This window comes from Pseudomonas sp. MH9.2 (genome assembly GCF_034353875.1).
In the GTDB taxonomy this organism is placed as follows: domain Bacteria; phylum Pseudomonadota; class Gammaproteobacteria; order Pseudomonadales; family Pseudomonadaceae; genus Aquipseudomonas.
The window spans coordinates 4593844-4614755 of the sequence record NZ_CP133784.1; the positions used below are offsets into that span (position 1 = coordinate 4593844).

17 protein-coding genes are annotated in these 20912 nt (G+C 59.7%); 9 read left to right on the plus strand and 8 right to left on the minus strand.

Going from position 1 to position 20912, the window contains the following annotated elements:
* Nucleotides 1–100: 100 nt before the first annotated feature.
* Nucleotides 101–1207 carry an NADH:flavin oxidoreductase/NADH oxidase gene (locus RHM55_RS21170; protein WP_322178168.1) on the plus strand — a complete coding sequence of 369 codons (1107 nt, stop codon included), beginning with the start codon at nt 101–103 and terminating at the stop codon, nt 1205–1207.
* 95 nt (nt 1208–1302) lie between these two features.
* On the opposite strand, the gene RHM55_RS21175 is transcribed toward RHM55_RS21170, so the two are convergent.
* The 8 genes from RHM55_RS21175 to RHM55_RS21210 form a co-directional block, all read right to left on the minus strand.
* Nucleotides 1303–2781 carry an APC family permease gene (locus tag RHM55_RS21175; RefSeq protein ID WP_322178169.1) on the minus strand — a complete coding sequence of 493 codons (1479 nt, stop codon included), beginning with the start codon at nt 2779–2781 and terminating at the stop codon, nt 1303–1305.
* Between the two features lie 147 nt (nt 2782–2928).
* Nucleotides 2929–4353: a gamma-aminobutyraldehyde dehydrogenase gene (locus RHM55_RS21180; protein ID WP_322178170.1), complete on the minus strand. Its 1425-nt coding sequence runs from the start codon at nt 4351–4353 to the stop codon at nt 2929–2931.
* A gap of 118 nt (nt 4354–4471) precedes the next feature.
* The gene (locus RHM55_RS21185) at nt 4472–5281 is read right to left on the minus strand and encodes an ABC transporter permease (protein ID WP_374028615.1); all 810 of its coding nucleotides are present in this window, start codon (nt 5279–5281) and stop codon (nt 4472–4474) included.
* 7 nt (nt 5282–5288) lie between these two features.
* Nucleotides 5289–6239: an ABC transporter permease gene (locus RHM55_RS21190; protein ID WP_322178171.1), complete on the minus strand. Its 951-nt coding sequence runs from the start codon at nt 6237–6239 to the stop codon at nt 5289–5291.
* 2 nt (nt 6240–6241) lie between these two features.
* On the minus strand, nt 6242–7282 hold the full coding sequence (locus RHM55_RS21195; protein WP_322178172.1) for an ABC transporter ATP-binding protein: 1041 nt from the start codon (nt 7280–7282) through the stop codon (nt 6242–6244).
* 143 nt (nt 7283–7425) lie between these two features.
* Entirely contained in the window at nt 7426–8577 is a 1152-nt protein-coding gene (gene ydcS, locus RHM55_RS21200; RefSeq protein WP_322178173.1) for a putative ABC transporter substrate-binding protein YdcS, read from the minus strand.
* 118 nt (nt 8578–8695) lie between these two features.
* A complete protein-coding gene (locus RHM55_RS21205; protein ID WP_322178174.1) occupies nt 8696–10159 on the minus strand; it encodes a gamma-aminobutyraldehyde dehydrogenase in 1464 nt (487 codons plus the stop codon).
* A gap of 135 nt (nt 10160–10294) precedes the next feature.
* Nucleotides 10295–11209: a LysR family transcriptional regulator gene (locus tag RHM55_RS21210; RefSeq protein ID WP_322178175.1), complete on the minus strand. Its 915-nt coding sequence runs from the start codon at nt 11207–11209 to the stop codon at nt 10295–10297.
* A 196-nt stretch (nt 11210–11405) separates the two neighbouring features.
* Here RHM55_RS21210 and RHM55_RS21215 point away from each other — a divergent pair, with 196 nt between their 5' ends.
* The 8 genes from RHM55_RS21215 to RHM55_RS21250 all read left to right on the plus strand — a co-directional run bounded on the left by RHM55_RS21215 (nt 11406) and on the right by RHM55_RS21250 (nt 20856).
* Complete coding sequence (locus tag RHM55_RS21215; protein ID WP_322178176.1) at nt 11406–12155, plus strand: tellurite resistance TerB family protein; 750 nt, start codon at nt 11406–11408, stop codon at nt 12153–12155.
* A 140-nt stretch (nt 12156–12295) separates the two neighbouring features.
* Nucleotides 12296–13918, plus strand: a complete 1623-nt coding sequence (locus RHM55_RS21220) for a methyl-accepting chemotaxis protein (protein WP_322178177.1) — start codon at nt 12296–12298, stop codon at nt 13916–13918.
* A 9-nt stretch (nt 13919–13927) separates the two neighbouring features.
* Entirely contained in the window at nt 13928–14464 is a 537-nt protein-coding gene (locus RHM55_RS21225) for a chemotaxis protein CheW (RefSeq protein WP_322178178.1), read from the plus strand.
* Nucleotides 14461–15762: a protein-glutamate O-methyltransferase CheR gene (locus RHM55_RS21230; protein WP_322178179.1), complete on the plus strand. Its 1302-nt coding sequence runs from the start codon at nt 14461–14463 to the stop codon at nt 15760–15762. Before RHM55_RS21225 ends, RHM55_RS21230 begins: the two co-directional genes overlap by 4 nt.
* Complete coding sequence (locus tag RHM55_RS21235) at nt 15759–16448, plus strand: chemotaxis protein CheW (RefSeq protein WP_322178180.1); 690 nt, start codon at nt 15759–15761, stop codon at nt 16446–16448. The genes RHM55_RS21230 and RHM55_RS21235 overlap by 4 nt, the downstream gene beginning before the upstream one ends.
* Nucleotides 16445–18793 carry a hybrid sensor histidine kinase/response regulator gene (locus RHM55_RS21240; RefSeq protein WP_322178181.1) on the plus strand — a complete coding sequence of 783 codons (2349 nt, stop codon included), beginning with the start codon at nt 16445–16447 and terminating at the stop codon, nt 18791–18793. Before RHM55_RS21235 ends, RHM55_RS21240 begins: the two co-directional genes overlap by 4 nt.
* Complete coding sequence (locus RHM55_RS21245; RefSeq protein ID WP_322178182.1) at nt 18790–19797, plus strand: chemotaxis response regulator protein-glutamate methylesterase; 1008 nt, start codon at nt 18790–18792, stop codon at nt 19795–19797. The genes RHM55_RS21240 and RHM55_RS21245 overlap by 4 nt, the downstream gene beginning before the upstream one ends.
* 48 nt (nt 19798–19845) lie before the next feature.
* Nucleotides 19846–20856 carry a PleD family two-component system response regulator gene (locus RHM55_RS21250; protein WP_322178183.1) on the plus strand — a complete coding sequence of 337 codons (1011 nt, stop codon included), beginning with the start codon at nt 19846–19848 and terminating at the stop codon, nt 20854–20856.
* Nucleotides 20857–20912 lie beyond the last annotated feature (56 nt).

A 20912-nucleotide genomic window follows, 5' to 3' on the forward strand; every position in this document is an offset into this window, starting at 1 on the left:
ACCCTGATCTCTCTTGAGTTGTCGACTAGGCTCTAGGCATTGTTGTACAGAAACATGCCACACAGAATCTGGAACCCGATTGTCAATTTGAGAGGTCCCCATGAGCCTGCTGCTTGAACCCTTTACCCTGCGTCAACTGACCCTGCTCAATCGCATCGCGGTGTCGCCGATGTGTCAGTACTCCTGTGTCGATGGCCTGGCCAACGACTGGCATCTGGTTCATCTCGGTAGCCGCGCCGTCGGCGGTGCCGGGCTGGTATTCACCGAGGCCACCGCCGTCACCAAAGACGGGCGCATCACTCCCGAAGATTTGGGGTTGTGGAACGACGAACAGATCGAGCCTTTGCAACGCATCACCCGTTTCATCACGGCTCAAGGTGCGGTTGCCGGTATCCAGCTGGCGCATGCCGGTCGGAAGGCCAGCACTTGGCGACCCTGGTTGGGCAAGCAGGGCAGCGTGCCATTAAGTGAGGGTGGCTGGACACCAGTCGGGCCTTCGCCTATCGCATTCGACCCCAAACACACGGCGCCAGTACAACTGGATGAGCACCAGATCCAGGAGGTGATTCAGGCGTTCGTCGACGCGGCGCAGCGCGCGCTGACGGCGGGTTTCAAAGTGGTCGAGATTCACGCCGCTCACGGCTATCTGTTGCATCAGTTCCTGTCGCCGTTGAGCAATCAGCGTCGCGATCAATATGGCGGCACGTTTGAAAATCGCATTCGCCTGACCCTGCAAGTCACCGAGGCGGTACGCGCCATTTGGCCCGAAGAACTGCCATTGTTCGTACGTGTCTCTGCCACTGACTGGGTCGAAGACGGCTGGAATCCGGACGAAACCGTTGAGCTGGCGCGACGCTTGAAAAACATAGGCGTGGACTTGATCGACGTGTCGTCGGGCGGCACGTCTGCCAATGCAGAAATTCCAGTCGGCCCCGGTTACCAGACTCGGTTCGCCGAGCGGGTGCGCAAGGAGTCGGGGATTGCTACCGGCACCGTCGGCATGATCACAGAACCGGCCCAGGCCGAGCACATCCTGCGTACCGGGCAAGCTGACTTGATCCTGCTCGCCCGCGAACTGCTGCGTGATCCGTACTGGCCCCTGCACGCTGACGATGACTTGGGCGGACGCAAAGCCACCTGGCCCGCGCAATATCAACGCGCGACTCATCGTGATCAACCGATCTATGAGTCCGATTTGCGCGAGTGAGGTCGAGCACTCCGCCCACCGGGGGCGAACCTATTCGCGAAGACGCCCAGACGAAATGCCCACGCAGAGCGTGGGCATTCTCAGATCAAAGGCTTTTACTTCCTGACTTTCCAGGCATCCCCAGCGGGCGCCGTACCGTGGTCGTACGGTTTACCCAGCCACATGTAGATCAAGCCCAGGCCAATGACAATGGCGGTGGTCAGGACCATGGCGTAGTTGATGTACCAGGCGGCATCCGGGGTACGAGGCCAGGCCATGTTGATGATGGCCAACACCCCGTAGATCAACGCGCCAAGGTTAATGGGCAGGCCCCATTTACCGAGGCTGAATTGACCGCTTGGCTTCCAGCCGCGTGCGCGGGCGAAGAGGGCGGCCATGACAATCATCTGGAACGCCAGGTAGATACCGATGGCGGCGAAGCTGACGATGGTGGCGACCGCATCCTGCAACACAAAGCCCAGGCAGATGATCAAAGCGGGCAGTACGCCAGCAACGAACAACGCTGCAACTGGCACCTGAGTGTTGGGTGACAGGCGTTTCAGCACAGTGCTGCCGATGATCATTTCATCCCGTGCGTAGGCATAAAGCAGGCGGCTGGCGGCGGCTTGCAAGCTGATGACGCAGGAGACGAAGGACACCATCACCACGGCCATCACCACTTTCGAGCCATTGACGCCAAAGGCGTTGCTGAGGATGGTGGTCACCGGATCCTTGTCGGTGCCGTTGATCACTGCGGCCATGTCCGGTACGGAGAGGATCAGCGCCAGGCAGGCGAACATCGCTGCTGCGCCACCGATATAGATGGTCATGCGCATGGCGCGCGGGATCATCTTGCTCGGGTTAGGCGTTTCTTCGGCAACATCACCGCAGGCCTCGAAGCCGTAGTACAGGAACATCCCCGCCAGCGACGCGGTCAGGAACGCCGGCATGTAAGAGCCATCAATGCGGATATCGAAGGTATTGAACAGCACACTCAACGGTTGGTGACGCTCGAAGATCAGCAGATACAGACCGACGATTACCGCACCGATCAGTTCGCAGAGAAAACCAAACATGGCGATGCGCGCGAGCACTTTGGTGCCGCTGAGATTGACCAGCGTGGCAAACAGGGTCAGCACCAGCGCGATGACAATGTTGGTGTTGGCGCTAGGCTCGAAACCGAGCATGGCGGCCAGATACGGTCCGGCACCCACAGCAACGGCGGCGATGGTCACGCACAGGGCGATTGCATAGATCCAGCCAACCATCCATGCCCAGCGCTTGCCCACCAAGCGACGAGCCCATGGGTACACACCGCCGGAAATCGGGAACTGCGAAACCACTTCACCGAAAATCAGGCACACCAACAACTGACCCATGCCCACTAACAGGTAAGCCCAGAACATCGGTGGACCGCCTGCTGCCAGGCACAGGCCAAACAAGGTGTAGACGCCCACCACGGGCGACAGGTAAGTGAAGCCGAGGGCGAAGTTCTCCCACAGGCTCATGGTGCGGTTGAAGTTGGAGGTGTACCCCAACTTGAGGAGTTGTTCTGCATCGCTGTCCAGCGCGGCGGCTAGCGGGGTTGCGCTCATATGTTTCTCCAGAAAATCGGCAGATTTGGTGTGTCCGAAACTGTGGTTGTGCACTCACTGCACAACCCGATTCGGTCGTTATTGTTTTGATCTGGATTGCGGGTGAAACGGAAATCGTCGAAGGCTGCGATAGCGCGTGAAACGCCCTCAGTGTTTGAACATCACATGGCGCACGGTGGTGTAATCCTCCAGTCCGTACATGGACATGTCTTTGCCATACCCGGAGAGCTTCTGCCCGCCATGGGGCATTTCGCTGACCAGCATGAAGTGGGTGTTGACCCAGGTGCAGCCATACTGCAAGCGCGCCGCCATCCTGTGGGCGCGTCCGACGTCTTGGGTCCAGACCGATGAGGCTAAACCGTAGTCCGAGTCGTTGGCCCAACCCAATACTTGCGCCTCATCGTCGAACTGGGTGACCGAGACCACCGGGCCGAACACTTCGCGGCGGACGATTTCATCATCCTGTTTCGCACCGGCAATCACGGTGGGTTCGAAGAAGAAGCCGTTGCCCTCAACCACTTTGCCGCCAGTGATCAGGCGCATGTGCGATTTAGCGAGTGCGCGTTCGACGAAGCACACCACGCGGTCGCGATGCTGTGCAGTGATCAGTGGACCGAGCTCGGTTTCCGGGTCGTCTTGCAAACCGTACTTGATGGTGCTGACAGCTTCGCCCAGCCGGGTAACGAATTTTTCGTAGATGCCTTTTTGTGCGTAGATCCGGCACGCGGCGGTGCAATCCTGGCCGGCGTTGTAGAAACCGAACGTGCGAATGCCCTCGACCGCAGCGTCGATATCAGCATCATCGAAAATGATTACCGGTGCCTTGCCGCCCAGCTCCATGTGCATGCGTTTGACGCTGTCGGCGGTGCTGGAAATGATGTGCGAGCCCGTGGCGATAGAGCCGGTCAACGACACCATGCGCACTTTTGGATGGGTCACCAGCGGATTGCCGACGGTTTGCCCTCGACCGAACACCAGATTGAGTACACCGGCCGGGAAGATATCGGCCGCCAGCTCCACCAGACGCAACGCGGTCAGTGGTGTTTGCTCGGACGGTTTGAGTACCACGGTATTGCCAGCGGCCAGCGCCGGGGCGATTTTCCAGGCGACCATCATCAGCGGGTAGTTCCAGGGCGCAATCGACGCCACGACACCGATAGGATCACGACGGATCATAGAGGTGTGGCCCGGCAGGTATTCACCGGCCGCTGAACCACTCATGCAGCGACTGGCGCCCGCGAAGAAGCGAAATACGTCGGCAATCGCCGGGATTTCATCGTTCAGTGCGGCGCTGTAAGGCTTGCCGCAGTTGTCCGACTCCAGTTTGGCCAGCTCTTCGCCATGGGCTTCAATGGCGTCGGCCAGTTTGAGCAACAGCAGCGAGCGATCTTTGGGCGAGGTCTGTGACCAGCTTTCAAAGGCCGCATCGGCAGCCCGCACGGCGGCGTCGACCTGGGCTTCACTGGCTTCGTTGATTTCGACCAACACCCGACCCAAGGCTGGGTTGAAGACAGACTGGCTGGGACCTTCGCCAGCGACGAGATGGCCATTGATCAACAGTTTTGTTTGCATGGTTGATTCCTCTTCAGGCAATTATTGTCGTCGAGCAAAAAAACGGTAGAAGCCGCCGAAGGCCGTTCCGGCCTTATCGCAGCCTTCGGCAGCTCCTACAGGGGATTGTTGGTGTTCTTTATTTACCGCCACTGCCCGCCACGCTCTCGCCGCCGCGTGTCAGGTAATAGGCGCCGAGGATCGGCAGCATGGTCACCAGCATCACCAGCATGGCGACCACGTTGGTCACCGGTACGTCGCGTGGGCGACTGAGTTGGTTGAGCAGCCAGATCGGCAACGTGCGTTCATGGCCGGCGGTAAAGGTGGTCACGATGATTTCGTCGAACGACAGGGCGAACGCCAGCATCCCTCCGGCCAGCAATGCCGAACCGAGGTTGGGCATGATGATGTAGCGGAAGGTCTGCCAGCCGTCTGCACCCAGGTCCATCGACGCTTCGATCAGGCTGTGGGACGTGCGGCGCAAGCGGGCGATGACGTTGTTGTAGACAATCACCACGCAGAAGGTTGCGTGGCCGACGATGATGGTGAACATCCCCGGTTCGATTCCCAGGGTCTTGAAGGCCGAGAGCAGGGCGATACCGGTGATGATCCCCGGCAGGGCGATGGGCAGAATCAGCATCAGCGAAATGCCGTCCTTGCCGAAAAAATCCCGTCGGTACAGCGCAGCGGATGCCAGCGTGCCGAGGACCATGGCGATCAACGTGGCGATGCAGGCGATCTCCAGCGAGAGCTTGATGGACTCCAGCACATCGGGGCGCGAGAACGCCACGCTGAACCACTTCAGGGTGAAACCCTGGGGTGGGAAGCTGAAGGCGGCATCTTCGGTGTTGAAGGCGTACATGAAGATGATGAAAATCGGGAAGTGCAGGAACACCAGCCCACCCCATGCGGCCAGCTTCAGGCCAAGGGAGGCTTTTTCCCCCTGCAACGAAGGTTTAGAGCGCATCGAAGGCCCCCAGTCGTTTGACAATGGACAGATAAACAGCGATCAGCACGATGGGCACCAGAGTGAAGGCTGCGGCCATGGGCATGTTGCCGATAGCGCCTTGTTGGGCGTAGACCATGCTGCCGATGAAGTAGCCGGGTGGACCGATCAGCTGCGGCACGATGAAGTCGCCCAAGGTCAGGGAAAAGGTGAAAATTGAACCGGCAGCGATTCCTGGCACCGACAGCGGCAACGTCACGTTCATGAAGGTCTGGCGTGGCGTGGCGCCAAGGTCGGCGGAGGCTTGCAACAACGACGGGGGCAAGCGCTCCAGTGACGCCTGGATTGGCAGGATCATGAACGGCAGCCAGATGTAGACGAAGACCATGAAGCGCCCCAGGTGCGAGGTCGACAAGGTGCTACCGCCCACGCCGGGAATACCCAGGATGAACTGCAACACCGGTTCCAGCCCCATGTGCTGAACGAACCACTGCGCCACGCCGCCTTTGGCCAACAGCAGGGTCCAGGCATAGGCCTTGACGATGTAGCTGGCCCACATTGGCATCATCACGGCGATGTAGAAAAATGCCTTGGTCTTGCCCGTGGTGTAGCGCGCCATGTAATAGGCGATAGGGAACGCGACGATGCCGCTGGCAATAGACACCGCCACCGCCATGCCCAAGGTGCGCTTGATGATGTCGAAATTCGCCGGACTGAACAGGGCCGCGAAGTTGGCCAGGGTCAGTTCAGGAGTAACTGCCATGGTGAAGTCGTCGAAGGTATAGAAGCCCTGCCACAACAGGGTCAGCAGCGAACCGAGATAGACCGCGCCGAACCAGAGCAGTGGAGGGATCAGTAGCAGCGCAAGGTAGAGATTGGGGCGGCGATAGAGCAGGTTGGAGAAGCGCCGCAAGGGCGATTGTCCGGGCTGCGTCGCCGGGTGGGAGATGGCCTGGCTCATGGTCACAGACCCTCGCCCGCGGCCGGTTCGTGCAGCGTGATCATCGCCTCACGGGCCCAGCGTGCGGTGATTCGCTGACCGGTCTGGTAGTGCGTGCTGGTGTCCAGCCACTGGTTGTTGGCCTGGCTAATATTCAGGGTCTGGCCGTTGTCGAGGGTGAGTTCGTAGCGGGTGGCGCTGCCTTGATATTGAATATCGTGCAGCAGGCCGCTGACCTGGATCTCGTGACTGCCAACCTGGCCTTCGGCAAAGCGGATGTGTTCCGGGCGAATCGAAAACGGTTGAGCGATGCCGCTCAATTGCAGGGCCAGCTCGCCGTGCAATACGTTGGAGGTGCCAACGAACTCGGCGACAAAGGTGGTGGCCGGCTTCATGTACAGATTACGTGGGGTATCGACCTGCTCGATGCGCCCTTTGTTGAACACCGCCACGCGGTCGGACATGGACAGGGCTTCGGTCTGATCGTGAGTGACGAAAATAAAGGTGATGCCGAGTTGGCGCTGGAGCTTCTTCAGCTCGCCTTGCATCTGTTCGCGCAGCTTCAAATCGAGGGCGCCCAGCGGCTCATCGAGCAGCAGCACGCGGGGCCGATTGACCAAGGCGCGTGCCAGTGCAACACGTTGACGCTGGCCGCCGGAGAGTTGCACCGGTTTGCGGTCGCCGTAGCCATTGAGCGCGACCATGGCCAAGGCTTCCTCGGCACGCTTGAGACGTTCGGCTTTACCGACGCCCTTGACCTTCAAGCCATAGGCAACGTTGTCCCGCACGTTCATGTGCGGGAACAACGCATAGTCCTGGAACACGGTGTTCACATCACGCTGATAGGGCGGCAGGCCTGCCGCCTCTTCGCCATGAATGCGGATTGAGCCTGCGCTCGGCTGCTCGAAACCGGCAATCAAGCGCAGACAGGTAGTTTTGCCCGAGCCCGACGGGCCCAGCATGGAAAAGAACTCACCGTCCTGAATATCAATGGAAACCCGGTCAACGGCTTTCACTTCGCCGAACTGACGGGAAACGTGGGTGAACTGGACTGCAAGCGTCATGGTGTGTAGCTCCGAAAATGCGGGTGAATCATTTGCGACTGCTTTGCAGTCGCTCGCGGGCAAGCCCGCTCCTACAGGGACAGCGCAGATTTTGTAGGAGCATGGTTTGCCTGCGGTAAGGTCCGCAGGACCTTCAGACGGACTCAGCGACCGCCCATGATCGCGATGTAATCCTGGGTCCAGCGGCTGTACGGCACGAACTTGCCGCCTTCAGCTTGCGGGGTTTTCCAGAAAGCGATCTTGTCGAACTGGTCGAAACCATTGGTCGCGCACCCTTCGGCACCCAGCAGTTCGCTGGCCTTGCACGCTGCGGGTACTGCTGGCAATGAACCGAACCAGGCGGCAACGTCGCCCTGGACTTTAGGTTGCAGCGACCAGTCCATCCACTTGTAGGCACAGTTCGGGTGCTTAGCGTCGGCGTGGAGCATGGTGGTGTCAGCCCAGCCGGTAGCGCCTTCTTTTGGAATGGTCGAGGCCACAGGCTGTTTGTCAGCCTTGAGGCCGTTGACCATGTAGCCCCATGAGCTGGAGGCCGCGACGCCTTCGTTCTTGACGTCACTCATCTGGACGGTGGCGTCGTGCCAATAACGGTGGATCAACGGCTGTTGTTTGCGCAGTAGGTCGAGGACCGCCTTGTACTGGGTTTCGTTGAGTTCATACGGGTTTTTAATCCCCAGTTCAGGCTGGGTCGACTTCAGGTACAGCGCGGCATCTGCGATATAGATCGGGCCGTCATAAGCCTGCACACGGCCTTTGTTGGGTTTGCCGTCTGGCAGGTTTTGCGCTTCGAATACCACGCTCCAGCTGACGGGCGCGACCTTGAACACAGTGGTGTTGTACATCAGCACGTTCGGGCCCCACTGATAAGGCGTGCCGTAGGTTTGTTTGTTGACCACGTACCAAGGACCGTTCGCCAGGCGCGGGTCGATGTTCTTCCAGTTCGGAATCAGCGCGGTGTTGATGGGCTGGACCCGCTTGCCGACGATCAGTCGCAGCGACGCATCGCCTGATGCCGTCACCAGGTCATAACCGCCCTTGGCCATCAAGCTGACCATCTCATCGGAGGTGGCGGCAGTTTTGACGCTGACCTTGCAGCCGGTCTCTTGCTCGAAGCCGGTTACCCAATCGTATGCCTTGTCGCTTTCACCCCGTTCGATGTAGCCCGGCCACGCGACAATATCGAGCTGGCCCTCGCCGTCGCCTACGGTTTTGAGCATCTCTGCCGCGGAGACACCGCAGCTGGTGAACATACCGGTGACTACAGCGCTGAGTACTGCGGTCTTGAGCACTGACATGGGATTCCCTCTTCTTTAATTATGGTCGGGGCAGTTTTGAACGGGTACGACATGCCCTTTTCGGGCTGATTATTAGAGTGCTGTAAAGCGTAGTGCAGTCATTCGTCTTGAGCGTTGTTCAGCTCAAGTCTTGCCCGTGACGCGCCATGATGTGGCGCACCACGCTGTAATCCTGCAACGAGTCGCTGGATAAATCCTTGCCATAACCCGAGCGCTTGAGGCCGCCGTGGGGCATTTCGCTGACCAGCATGAAATGGCTATTGATCCAGGTGCATCCGTACTGCAAGCGCGCGGCGACTTGCATGGCCTTGTCCAGATTCTGGGTCCAGATCGACGACGCCAGGCCGTATTCCGAGTCGTTGGCCCAGTCCACCGCTTGCTCAAGCTGATCGAAGCGGGTCACGGTGACGACCGGACCGAACACCTCGCGCTGGACGATCTCGTCGGTTTGTTTGCAGCCGGCGAGCAGGGTCGGCTGATAGTAGAAGCCTGCCCCGGAATGCACCGCTGCGCCCGTAATGCGCTCGATGTGTGGCTGGCCCAATGCACGCTCGACGAAGCTGGCGACCCGATCACGCTGGCGGGTGCTGATCAGCGGACCGATTTCATTGTCGGCGTCACGTTTGCCGGCAAAGCGCAGGCTGCTGACCGCCGCGCCGAGTTCGGCCACCAAGCGATCATGAATGCCTGTCTGTGCGTAGATTCGGCACGCGGCCGTGCAATCCTGCCCCGCGTTGTAGTAGCCGTAGGTGCGCACGCCCTCAACCACCGCCTGAATGTCAGCGTCGTTGCAGACGATGACCGGGGCTTTGCCGCCCAGTTCCAGGTGCGTGCGTTTGAGGGTTTTGGCGGCTGCCTGAAGGATTTTTTGTCCGGTAACGATGTCACCGGTCAGCGATACCATGCGTACTTTCGGGTGGCTGACTAAATGGCTACCGACACCTTCACCGCCGCCGCAGATGATATTGATGACCCCGCGCGGCAACAGCTCAGCCAGCGCCGGGGCCAGCGCCAGGATCGACAGTGGTGTGTGTTCGGACGGTTTGAACACCAACGTGTTGCCCGCCGCCAGTGCCGGGGCGATTTTCCAGGCGGCCATCATGATCGGGTAATTCCACGGCGCGATGGACGCCACCACGCCAATCGGGTCACGCCGAACCATGCTGGTGTAGCCTGGCAGGTATTCGCCGGAGAGTTGTCCTGTCTGGCAGCGCACGGCGCCAGCGAAAAAACGGAACACGTCGACCGTCGCGCTTAAGTCATCCTGGCGCGCCAGGTGCAGGGGCTTGCCGCAGTTCAGCGATTCCAGGCGGGCGAGCTGATCGGCTTGTTTTTCAATGACGTTGGCAATGGACAGCAGGATGTTCGAGCGTTGTTGCGGTGTGGTTCGAGACCAGCTGGCAAAGGCGCGGTGGGCGGCGAGGATTGCGGATTCGACTTGTTCAATGCTGGCTTCGGCAATATGAGTCAGTACTTCGCCGGTGGCTGGATTGAGGATCGGTTCGACGAAACCTTGGCCTGCGACCAGTTCACCGTCGATTAACAGTGCCGTGAACAATGGGGGCGGGTGCGCGCCGGGCATGTTGGGTGCTCTCTTTTTTTTTGTGGCCGTGGGGTCCATGGGCTTGCTCCTTGGCGCGCCCGGCCATCTATAGCCACAGAGACTAGTGCGCGGGCGAGAGGTCGACAAATGCTAAATACTGAAAGCTGCGTTCGATTAAATAGATAGCCTGCGCCCGGTATGAGGTTGCTCGCGGGCGACGCTCAAAAAGGGGTCGACCAACGCGGGTCGTGCCGTGCCTCGGCGCCATGCCAGGCCTACGTCCAGGGTCTGGCTGAGGTCCGCCAAGGGGCGCGCTTCGATGATGTCGCCCTCCAGCGACCAGGGCCGATAGGTCATGTCTGGCTGGATGGAAACCCCGAGTCCGGCTGCCACCAGGCTCCGGACGGCTTCGGTCGAAGCTGTGCGCAGTGTGATGTGCGGTTGCAGGCCGGCTCGCGACCACATGCGCTGGGCATTCATGTCCATTTCATCGACATTGAGCTGAATTAACGGCTCGCGAGCGACGTCTGCCAGGTTAATGCTGTCGTGTTCCAGCAGGGGGTGCTGCGCAGGCAGCCAGACCCGGTGCGGTGAGTGGGTGAGTACTTCGGTTTGCAGGGCGTAGCGGTCTTCGAGGTTGGACAGGATCAACACCCCGACATCAATCTCGCCGCTGACCAGCAAATGCTCGATATACGGGCGCTCGTCTTCCATTACGCGGATGTCGACGTTGGGGTAAGCACGCTGAAAACGAGTCAACAAGTCCGCCAGGTAATAGCCCGCCACCAGGCTGGTCACGCCGACAATCAACTGGCCTGCTACCTGGTCGGTGCTTTGTTGCAGGCTGCGCTTGGCGTTGTCCACCGTGGCCAGGATCAAGTGCGCCTGGCGCAGGAACTGGTGGCCCTGATGGGTCAGGCTCATGCCCTTGGCATGGCGGTTGAACAGCGTGACGCCGATTTCCTGTTCCAGTTGCTGGATCGCCAACGTCAGCGTGGACTGGGAAATGTACACCGCCTGTGCGGCGGCCGAGATCGAACCGGTTTCCGCGACCGCGATGAAGTGACGGATCTGGCGCAACGTCATCATGAGAGGGCAGCTCTGGCGAGGTTGTTGATTGGTTTTTTAGATGTTTCAGAGTGTATATCTTTTTAAACGATAGTTGAGCGAGTGACGCTGCCTGGAGGGCCATGCAACATTTCGAAGCACTCCTCAAACCTGCCCGGACACACTTCGTTCTACTCTGCTTGCCACGAAACGACTGACAAGTTCTGGAGGCTTTCCCATGAATACGCGTGGCTTACTCGATCAACTGCTTAAGTCCGGGCAGGACCTGCTACAGAACAAAACTGGCGTGCGAACGGGCAATCATTCCGATAACAGCGCCCCCGCTGCGGGCGGTTCAGGGGGGTTAGGCGGTTTGCTCGGTGGGGCGGGCGGAGGGTTGGGTGGGTTCCTGTCCGGTGCGGGCGGCGGAGCATTGGCGGCTGGTGCGATGGGTTTGCTGATGGGTAATAAAACCGCACGCAAGGTGGGCGGCAAGGCGCTGACCTACGGTGGTCTCGCGGCGCTGGGGGTTTTGGCCTACAAAGCCTATGGCAATTGGCAAGCCAATCAAGGCACAGCCCCACACTCCGAGCCACAAACTATTGACCGGCTGCCAGCGCCGCAGGTCGAAGAGCACAGTCAGGCGATTCTCAGGGCACTGGTGGCTGCGGCCAAGGCGGACGGCCATGTTGATGACCGTGAGCGTCAGTTGATAGAGGGTGAATTCACCAAGCTGACCAACGATCAGGAGCTGCGGCATTGGTTGCAGGCCGAACTCAACAAACCTCTCGATCCGGCAGAAGTCGCTCGAGCGGCGAACACGCCGGAAATGGCCGCCGAAATGTACATTGCCAGCGTGATGTTGGTGGATGAGGAGCACTTTATGGAGCGCGCCTATCTTGACGAACTTGCTCGCCAACTCAGGTTGGACCCTGCACTCAAGGTAGAGCTTGAGGCGCAGGTGCGGCAGGCTTCTGATAAAGGGTGAGCAACCAGCTGAAAGTATGTCGGAAACACCCGTATTAGCCTTAAGGGGGCTGGGCTATACTCAGCCTGCTTTGGGCCGTCTGTTGGTCCACTTCTTGAACTCGGCGGATGCTGCCGGTGTTGAACTCTTGAGGGCTGACTGTGAAGAACTGGACGTTGCGCCAACGGATTCTGGCGAGTTTCGCTGTGATCATCGCCATCATGTTGTTGATGGTTGTCGTGTCGTACTCCCGACTGCTTTCTATTCAGTCCAGCGAGGAGCAGGTCCGCACTGATGCTCTGCCGGGCCTTTATTACAGCACCACCATCCGCAATGCATGGGGCACTAGTTACGTTGTCACCTTGAAGCTGCTCGGCGAAGACGAAGGTCGGCCGCTTACGACGGCTGAACTTGAGCAGTTCAAGGCTAACGAAGCCATCCTCGAAAACGAAGTGAGCAACTATAAGAAAACCATTTTCAGCTCAGATGACCAGGTCCGCTTCGATGCATTTGAGAGGCAACATGAGGTTTATCGGAAAGCCCTCGATGACGTTCTCGCGCTTTATCAAGCCAATGATTTTATCAAGGCCCGCAGTGCGCTCAACACGCAGCTGTCCCCTGTCTGGAATCTGGGTCGCGATCTTATCAATACGTTGATCACCGAAAACAAGAAACTGGCTGACCATGCGGCCGAATCAATTAGCGTCTCGGTGACTGACGCGAAAATCAGCATGGGTATTTCCCTGCTGATCGCCCTGGCTGCTGCCGCGAGCTGTGGCTTGCTGTTAATGCGCGCAATCATGGCGCCGATGCAGCGCATCGTGCAGATTCTCGAGGTCATGCGCACCGGTGACTTGAGCAAGCGCCTGGACCTGGACCGCAAAGATGAGTTCGGTGCAGTCGAAACTGGCTTCAACGACATGATGACCGAGTTGACGGGCCTGGTTTCACAGGCCCAGCGTTCGTCGGTACAGGTCACCACCTCGGTGACCGAGATCGCCGCGACCTCCAGACAGCAACAGGCCACGGCCACCGAAACGGCTGCCACCACCACGGAAATCGGTGCGACCTCCAGAGAAATCGCCGCCACGTCCCGTGATCTGGTGCGCACTATGACCGAGGTCACCTCCGCCGCGGATCAGGCTTCGATCCTTGCAGGCTCCGGCCAGCAAGGCCTGGCGCGTATGGAAGAGACCATGCATCAGGTCATGGGGGCTGCCGATCTGGTCAACGCCAAGTTGGCGATCCTCAATGAGAAGGCCGGCAACATCAATCAGGTGGTAGTGACCATCGTCAAAGTGGCCGACCAGACCAACCTCTTGTCGCTCAACGCGGCCATCGAAGCGGAAAAAGCGGGTGAGTATGGGCGCGGTTTTGCCGTGGTTGCGACTGAAGTACGTCGCTTGGCCGATCAGACCGCCGTGGCGACGTACGACATCGAGCAGATGGTTCGTGAGATTCAGTCGGCCGTGTCCGCAGGCGTGATGGGCATGGACAAGTTCTCCGAAGAAGTCCGTCGTGGCATGTTCGAAGTGACGCAGGTCGGCGAGCAGCTTTCGCAGATCATCTATCAGGTGCAGGCCTTGGCGCCGCGAGTCCTGATGGTTAACGAAGGCATGCAGGCGCAAGCCACCGGTGCCGAACAGATCAATCAGGCGCTGGTGCAACTGGGTGATGCCAGCAGCCAGACAGTTGAGTCGTTGCGTCAGGCCAGTTTCGCCATTGATGAGCTGAGCCAGGTGGCGGTGGGGCTGCGCAGCGGCGTCTCGCGTTTCAAAGTCTGAGACCGGACGATGATCGAGCACTCAGCCAAGCGTGGCGCCCCGGCGTTACCGCAGAACAAGCTGTTTTTGTTGTTTCACATAGGTGACGAGCGTTACGCCCTGGAGGCGGTCGAAATCGCCGAAGTACTCCCACGTTTGCATCTCAGACCCATCCCCCAGGCGCCACATTGGGTGGCCGGGGTGTTTGCGTACCGGGGCATGGTGGTGCCGGTGATTGATCTCAGTGCGCTCACCTTTGGCCGCCCGGCACAGACTCGAACCAGTACCCGTCTGGTCCTGGTTCACTATCGCCCGGACGCTGACCGATCCGGCCAGTTGCTCGGCCTGATTCTGGAACAGGCCACCGATACCCTGCGTTGCCCGCCTCGCGAGTTCAAGGAATACGGTCTGGATAATCGACTGTCACCCTACCTCGGCCCGGTACGCGAGGACAAACAAGGGTTGCTGCAATGGATTCGGGTCCAGGACCTGCTCAGTGATTCGGTGCGCGAGCTGCTTTATCCTGCCCAACCCTTGAATATCGAGCTGTTCGAGGAGGCGCCATGAGCAATGACGCGCGTTTCTTTTCCTTCCTCAAGGACCGCATCGGTCTGGACGTTGCCTCGGTCGGTGAAGCGATCATCGAGCGCGCCGTGCGCCAGCGTTGCGCCGCATCGAGCGCGCAGGACAGTGACGGCTATTGGCAGTTGTTGCAGACGTCGGCCAGCGAGCAGCAAGCGCTGATCGAAGCGGTGATTGTCCCCGAGACCTGGTTCTTTCGTTACCCGGAATCGTTTTCGACCCTGGGCAAGCTGGCGCAGACGCGACTGGCGGAACTGATGGGCTCGCGACCGCTGCGTATCCTCAGCCTGCCCTGTTCCACGGGCGAAGAACCCTATTCGATTGCCATGGCCCTGTTCGATGCCGGGATTTGCCCGCAACAGTTTCAGGTCGATGGCATCGATATCAGTCCCTTGTCCATCGAGCGGGCAACGCGGGCGATTTATGGCAGAAACTCGTTTCGCGGTGAGCAAATAACCTTTCGTGACCAGTATTTCAGTGCTGAGGTCGATGGTTTTTTACTCAATGAACGGGTGTGTAACCAGGTCAACTTTCAGACGGGTAACGTGCTTGATCCGACGTTGTTGGCGGCGAGACCCGCTTATGACTTCGTGTTCTGCCGCAATCTGTTGATCTATTTCGATCTGGCGACCCAACAACGCGTTTTCGAGGTGCTCAAGCGCATGACCCGCGAAGAAGGCGTGTTGTTTATCGGTCCGGCCGAGGGCAGTCTGCTGGCGCGTTTGGGCATGCGTTCAATCGGTATTGCGCAGTCGTTTGCTTTTAGCCGCTGCGCGGAAAAAGCCGAAGTGCCGCCTGCTGCTGTTGTGCCCCTGTCGCTTCCAACCCCGGTGCCAGCGACCTTTACTCGTTCGCGGGCCAGTCTGCCGTTGCGGGCGAGCCCCCGATCGTTTGCGTCAAGCCCGCCGGTCCTTGCAAGCGCCAGAGCTGTACCCACTCCGGCAGGGGGCCTCGACAATGAAGCCGCCAGCTTGCTGGCAAACATCGCAAGCCTGGCCAACGAGGGTAAAAGTGCCGAGGCGCGCGCGGCCTGCGAGCGCTACCTGAAACTATATGAGCCGGTAGCCCAAGTGTTTTATTGGCTGGGACTGCTCAGCGATCTCGGCGGCCAGACGGCGGAGGCGCAGGGTTTGTATCGCAAAGCGTTGTACCTGCAGCCACAACATCCCGAGGCATTGGCGCAGTTGGCGACTCTGCTGGCCTCTCAAGGCGATACCGAAGGTGCCCGCCGTTTGCAGGACCGGGCTGCCCGTGGCCTGAGTAAGGAAGGACGTAATCGATGAGCGGCCAGCTGAGCGAACCAAGCCTGACCCAGCAAGACCTCCAGGCAATCGACGATTGCTGGAACCGTATTGGTATACACGGCGAACGTTCTTGCCCATTGCTGGCCGAGCATATTCATTGCCGTAACTGTTCGGTGTATTCCGCTGCCGCCACGCGCCTGCTGGATCGCTATTCCCTGGCCCAGGAACATCGGGTGCAGGGCCATACCCTTGAGGCGCACAGCGAGATCAAGACCCGCTCGATCCTGGTGTTTCGTCTGGGCGAAGAATGGCTCGGGTTGCCCACCCGCTGTCTGGTCGAGGTGGCGCCGTTGCAGGCCATTCATTCTCTGCCGCATCAACGCTCGCGGGCGTTGCTTGGCGTCGTCAATGTACGGGGCGCGCTGGTGGCCTGCCTGTCGCTGGTTGAGTTGCTGGGCCTGGACAGCTCGCCCGCGGTGACACACTCGGTGCGGATCGTGCCGCGCATGCTGATCGTCGCTGCACAGGGTGGCCCGGTCGTGGTGCCGGTGGACGAGGTCGATGGCATCCATGCCATGGATGAGCGTGCTCTGGACTCGGCGTCCGGCGCGGGTCATCAGACCCATGCCAGATTTACCCGGGGCGTTCTGCAGTGGAAAGCGCGCAGTTTGCGCCTGCTCGATGAAGATCAACTGCTGTCGGCCGTGAACCGGAGCCTCACATGACCCCAGAACAAATGCGCGATGCGTCGCTGTTTGAGTTGTTTGCGCTGGAAGCCGAAGCACAAACCCAGGTCCTCAGCGCTGGCTTGTTGGCGCTGGAGCGTAACCCCACGCAGGCAGAGCACCTGGAAGCCTGCATGCGCGCCGCCCATTCGCTCAAGGGCGCGGCGCGGATTGTCGGGGTCGATGCCGGGGTCAGCGTGGCCCATGTGATGGAAGATTGTCTGGTCAGCGCCCAAGAATTCAGGTTGCACCTGCGGCCCGAGCATATCGATGCCTTGCTGCTGGGTACCGACTTACTGATGCGCATCGCCACGCCAGGCAGTACGGGCGTTAGCCCTGCGGATATCGACGCGTATGTGCTGCAAATGAACGCGTTGCTGGCGCCAGGTGCCGCCACCGGCGATTCAGCGTCGGCAACGTCTGCACAGCCGTCGCTTGAATCGCTTCTGTCCATGCCCGAGATGACCACTGTCGATTTATTGGCCGCTGCACTGCGCCTTGATACTCCTGCGCCGTACACCGAGCCGGACCCGGTTTCTGTCCTTGCTTCTGTCGTGGCTGAGGCGCCCCGTCAAAACCAACGGATCGCTGAAGGCGGTGAGCGCGTCTTGCGGGTGACGGCCGATCGCCTGAACAGCTTGCTCGACTTGTCGAGTAAGTCGCTGGTCGAAACTCAGCGGATCAAGCCGTATCTGGCGACAATGCAGCGGGTCAAGCGTCTGCAAAATAAAAGCGCGAGGACCCTCGACAGTCTGGATGTGAGCCTCAAAGAGTCCGGCGCAAGCGTCGAGGCCCTGGAAATACTCGAAGAAGCCCGGCGTTTGCTGTCCGAAGCCCAGGCGATGCTGACCCAGCAGACCTCTCAGTTGGATGAGTTCGGTTGGCAGGCCAGCCAGCGTGCGCAGTTGATGTACGACACTGCACTGGCCTGTCGGATGCGCCCCTTTGCCGATGTGCTGGTCGGTCAGGCGCGCATGGTCCGCGACCTGGGCCGCGAGTTGGGTAAGCCTGTGCGCCTGGAAATCGAAGGCGAAAAGACCCAGGTCGACCGTGACGTGCTGGAAAAGCTCGAAGCGCCCTTGACCCATTTGCTGCGCAACGCGGTGGATCATGGCATCGAATTGCCCGAGCAGCGGCTGCTGGCAGGTAAACCTGCAGAAGGCGTCATCCGGCTCAGGGCGTCCCATCAGGCCGGCCTGTTGGTGGTGGAAGTCAGTGACGACGGCGCGGGTGTCGATCTCGATCAACTGCGTCGCAGCATCATCAAGCGCCAGTTGTCGCCCGCTGAAACCGCTGAGCAACTGAGTGAAGATGAGCTGCTGAGCTTTTTGTTCCTGCCCGGCTTCAGTCTGCGCGACAAGGTCACCGAAGTGTCCGGGCGTGGCGTTGGCCTGGACGCGGTGCAGCATATGGTCCGCCAACTTCGTGGGGCGATCGAAGTCGAACAGGGTGCAGGGCAGGGCTGCCGCTTCCAACTGACAGTGCCACTGACCCTGTCGGTGGTCCGCAGTCTGGTGGTCGACGTCGGTGGGGAGGCGTATGCATTCCCCTTGGCGCACATCGAACGCATGCGTGATGTGCAGGCCAGTGAAGTCGTGCAGTTGGAGGGGCGTCAGCATTTCTGGTACGACGAGCGCCCCGTAGGACTGGTGGCCGCCAGCCAGTTGCTTCAGCGCCCGCAAAGCCAGCCTGTCGGTGACGTGCTCAAGGTCGTGATCATTCGTGAGCGGGATGCCGTATATGGCGTGGCGGTCGAGCGTTTTATCGGTGAGCGCACGCTGGTGGTGCTGCCCCTCGATCCGCGACTGGGCAAGGTCCAGGATATTTCAGCCGGGGCCTTGCTCGACGATGGCTCGGCGGTATTGATCATTGATGTGGACGATATGCTGCGTTCGGTGGAGAAACTGCTCAACACCGGACGTCTGGAGCGCATCGGCCGGGGCGGCCAGCAAGCCGATGCCGTAGCGCGCAAGCGGGTGTTGGTGGTCGATGACTCGCTGACGGTGCGTGAGCTGGAGCGCAAGTTGCTGCTCAATCGTGGGTATGAAGTGGTGGTGGCGGTGGATGGCATGGACGGCTGGAATGCCTTGCGTGCCGAAGACTTTGACTTGCTGATCACCGATATAGACATGCCGCGCATGGACGGTATCGAGCTGGTTACCCTGTTGCGTCGGGACAGTCGTTTGCAGTCCCTGCCGGTGATGGTGGTGTCATACAAGGACCGAGAAGAAGATCGCCGTCGAGGTCTGGATGCCGGTGCGGATTATTACTTGGCTAAAGCCAGCTTTCATGACGACGCTTTGCTCGATGCCGTGATGGAGTTGATCGGAGGTGCGCAGGGATGAAGATCGCTATCGTCAACGATATGCCCATGGCCGTGGAGGCCCTGCGCCGGGCCATCGCTTTCGAGCCCGCGCATCAGGTGGTCTGGGTCGCGGCCAATGGCGCCGAAGCCGTCGAGCGCTGTGCGCAGCTGACGCCGGACCTTATCCTGATGGACCTGATCATGCCGGTCATGGATGGCGTCGAAGCGACCCGACAGATCATGGCCGCTACACCGTGCGCCATCGTCATTGTTACCGTGGACCGACAGCAGAATGTCCATCGGGTGTTCGAAGCCATGGGGTACGGCGCGCTGGATGTGGTCGATACGCCCGCCCTGGGCGCAGGGAATCCCAAGGACGCAGCGGCCCCGCTATTGCGCAAGATCCTCAATATTGACTGGTTGATCGGTCAGCGCGACAGTCGCGTGCGCACGGTCGCCACGCCTTTGCGTGCGAGCGTACAGCGCCAGGGTCTGGTGGCTATCGGCTCTTCCGCGGGCGGCCCGGCAGCGCTGGAAGTTCTCCTGAAGGGCCTGCCCGCGTCATTTCCTGCGGCTGTTGTGCTGGTTCAGCATGTGGATCAGGTTTTTGCCGCCGGGATGGCTGAGTGGCTGGCCAGTGCGTCTGGTTTGCCCGTGCGTCTGGCCCGTGACGGCGAGCCGCCAGAGCGGGGAACAGTCTTGCTGGCGGGCACCAATCACCATATTCGCTTATTGAAAAACGGTAGTCTGGCGTACACCGCCGAGCCCGTAAACGAAATTTATCGGCCCTCGATCGACGTTTTTTTCGAGAGTGTGGCCAGCTATTGGAGTGGAGATGCGGTGGGTGTGTTGCTAACGGGGATGGGGCGCGATGGTGCTCAAGGGCTTAAGTTGATGCGACAGCAGGGGTTTTTGACCATCGCTCAGGATCAACACAGCTGTGCTGTGTATGGCATGCCCAAGGCGGCTGCCGCGATCGATGCAGCTGTCGAAATTCGGCCACTGGAAAAAATTGCGCCCAGATTGATCGAGGTGTTCGGCTAATGACTTTTCAGGCGTGTTCACGACCAGTCAGAGAGCAGGAGCCCCGGCATGCATGATTTGCAAATAGATGGTTTCAAGAAGACCGACGAGAACTCGGCGATGGTGCTGTTGGTCGACGATCAGGCAATGATTGGTGAAGCGGTGCGCCGTGGGCTGGCCAACGAAGATAACATCGATTTCCACTTCTGTGCCGACCCGCATCAGGCGATTGCCCAGGCTATTTTGATCAGGCCGACGGTGATTTTGCAGGATCTGGTCATGCCGGGCCTCGATGGTCTGACCCTGGTGCGTGAGTACCGCAACAACCCGCTGACCCGCGATATTCCGATCATCGTACTCTCGACCAAGGAAGACCCGCTGATCAAAAGCGCGGCCTTCGCGGCCGGTGCCAACGATTATCTGGTCAAGCTGCCGGACACCATCGAGTTGGTGGCGCGCATTCGTTACCACTCTCGCTCGTACATGACTCTGTTGCAGCGTGATGAAGCCTATAGAGCCTTGCGCGTCAGTCAGCAGCAGTTGCTCGATACCAATCTGGTGTTACAGCGCTTGATGAACTCGGACGGCTTGACTGGCCTGTCCAATCGTCGGCACTTCGACGAGTACCTGGAGCTGGAGTGGCGCCGGGCACTGCGTGAGCAAAGCCAGATCTCGTTGTTGATGATTGATGTGGACTACTTCAAGGCCTTCAATGACAACTTTGGCCATCTTGAAGGTGACGAAGCACTGCGTCAGGTCTCCAGTGCGATTCGCGAGAGTTGCGGTCGATCTTCCGATCTGCCAGCGCGTTACGGTGGGGAAGAGTTTGCCCTGGTGCTGCCAACCACCTCACCAGGCGGTGCGCGGCTGCTGGCCGAAAAGCTGCGCCAGACCGTGGAGGGCCTCAATATCCCGCACATTTTCTCTTTGCCGGGCTCGATCCTGACTATCAGCATCGGCTTAGCCACCATGATCCCGCAACCGGGCTCCAACAGTCGCCAACTGATCATGGACGCCGACAAGGGTTTATATTCCGCGAAGAACAATGGACGCAATCAGGTGGTGGTGGGGGTTAGCTGATCCGTTGCGGCATCGGCGGTGGAATCGTGCAGCGCAGAAACTCCCGTAAGGCCTGC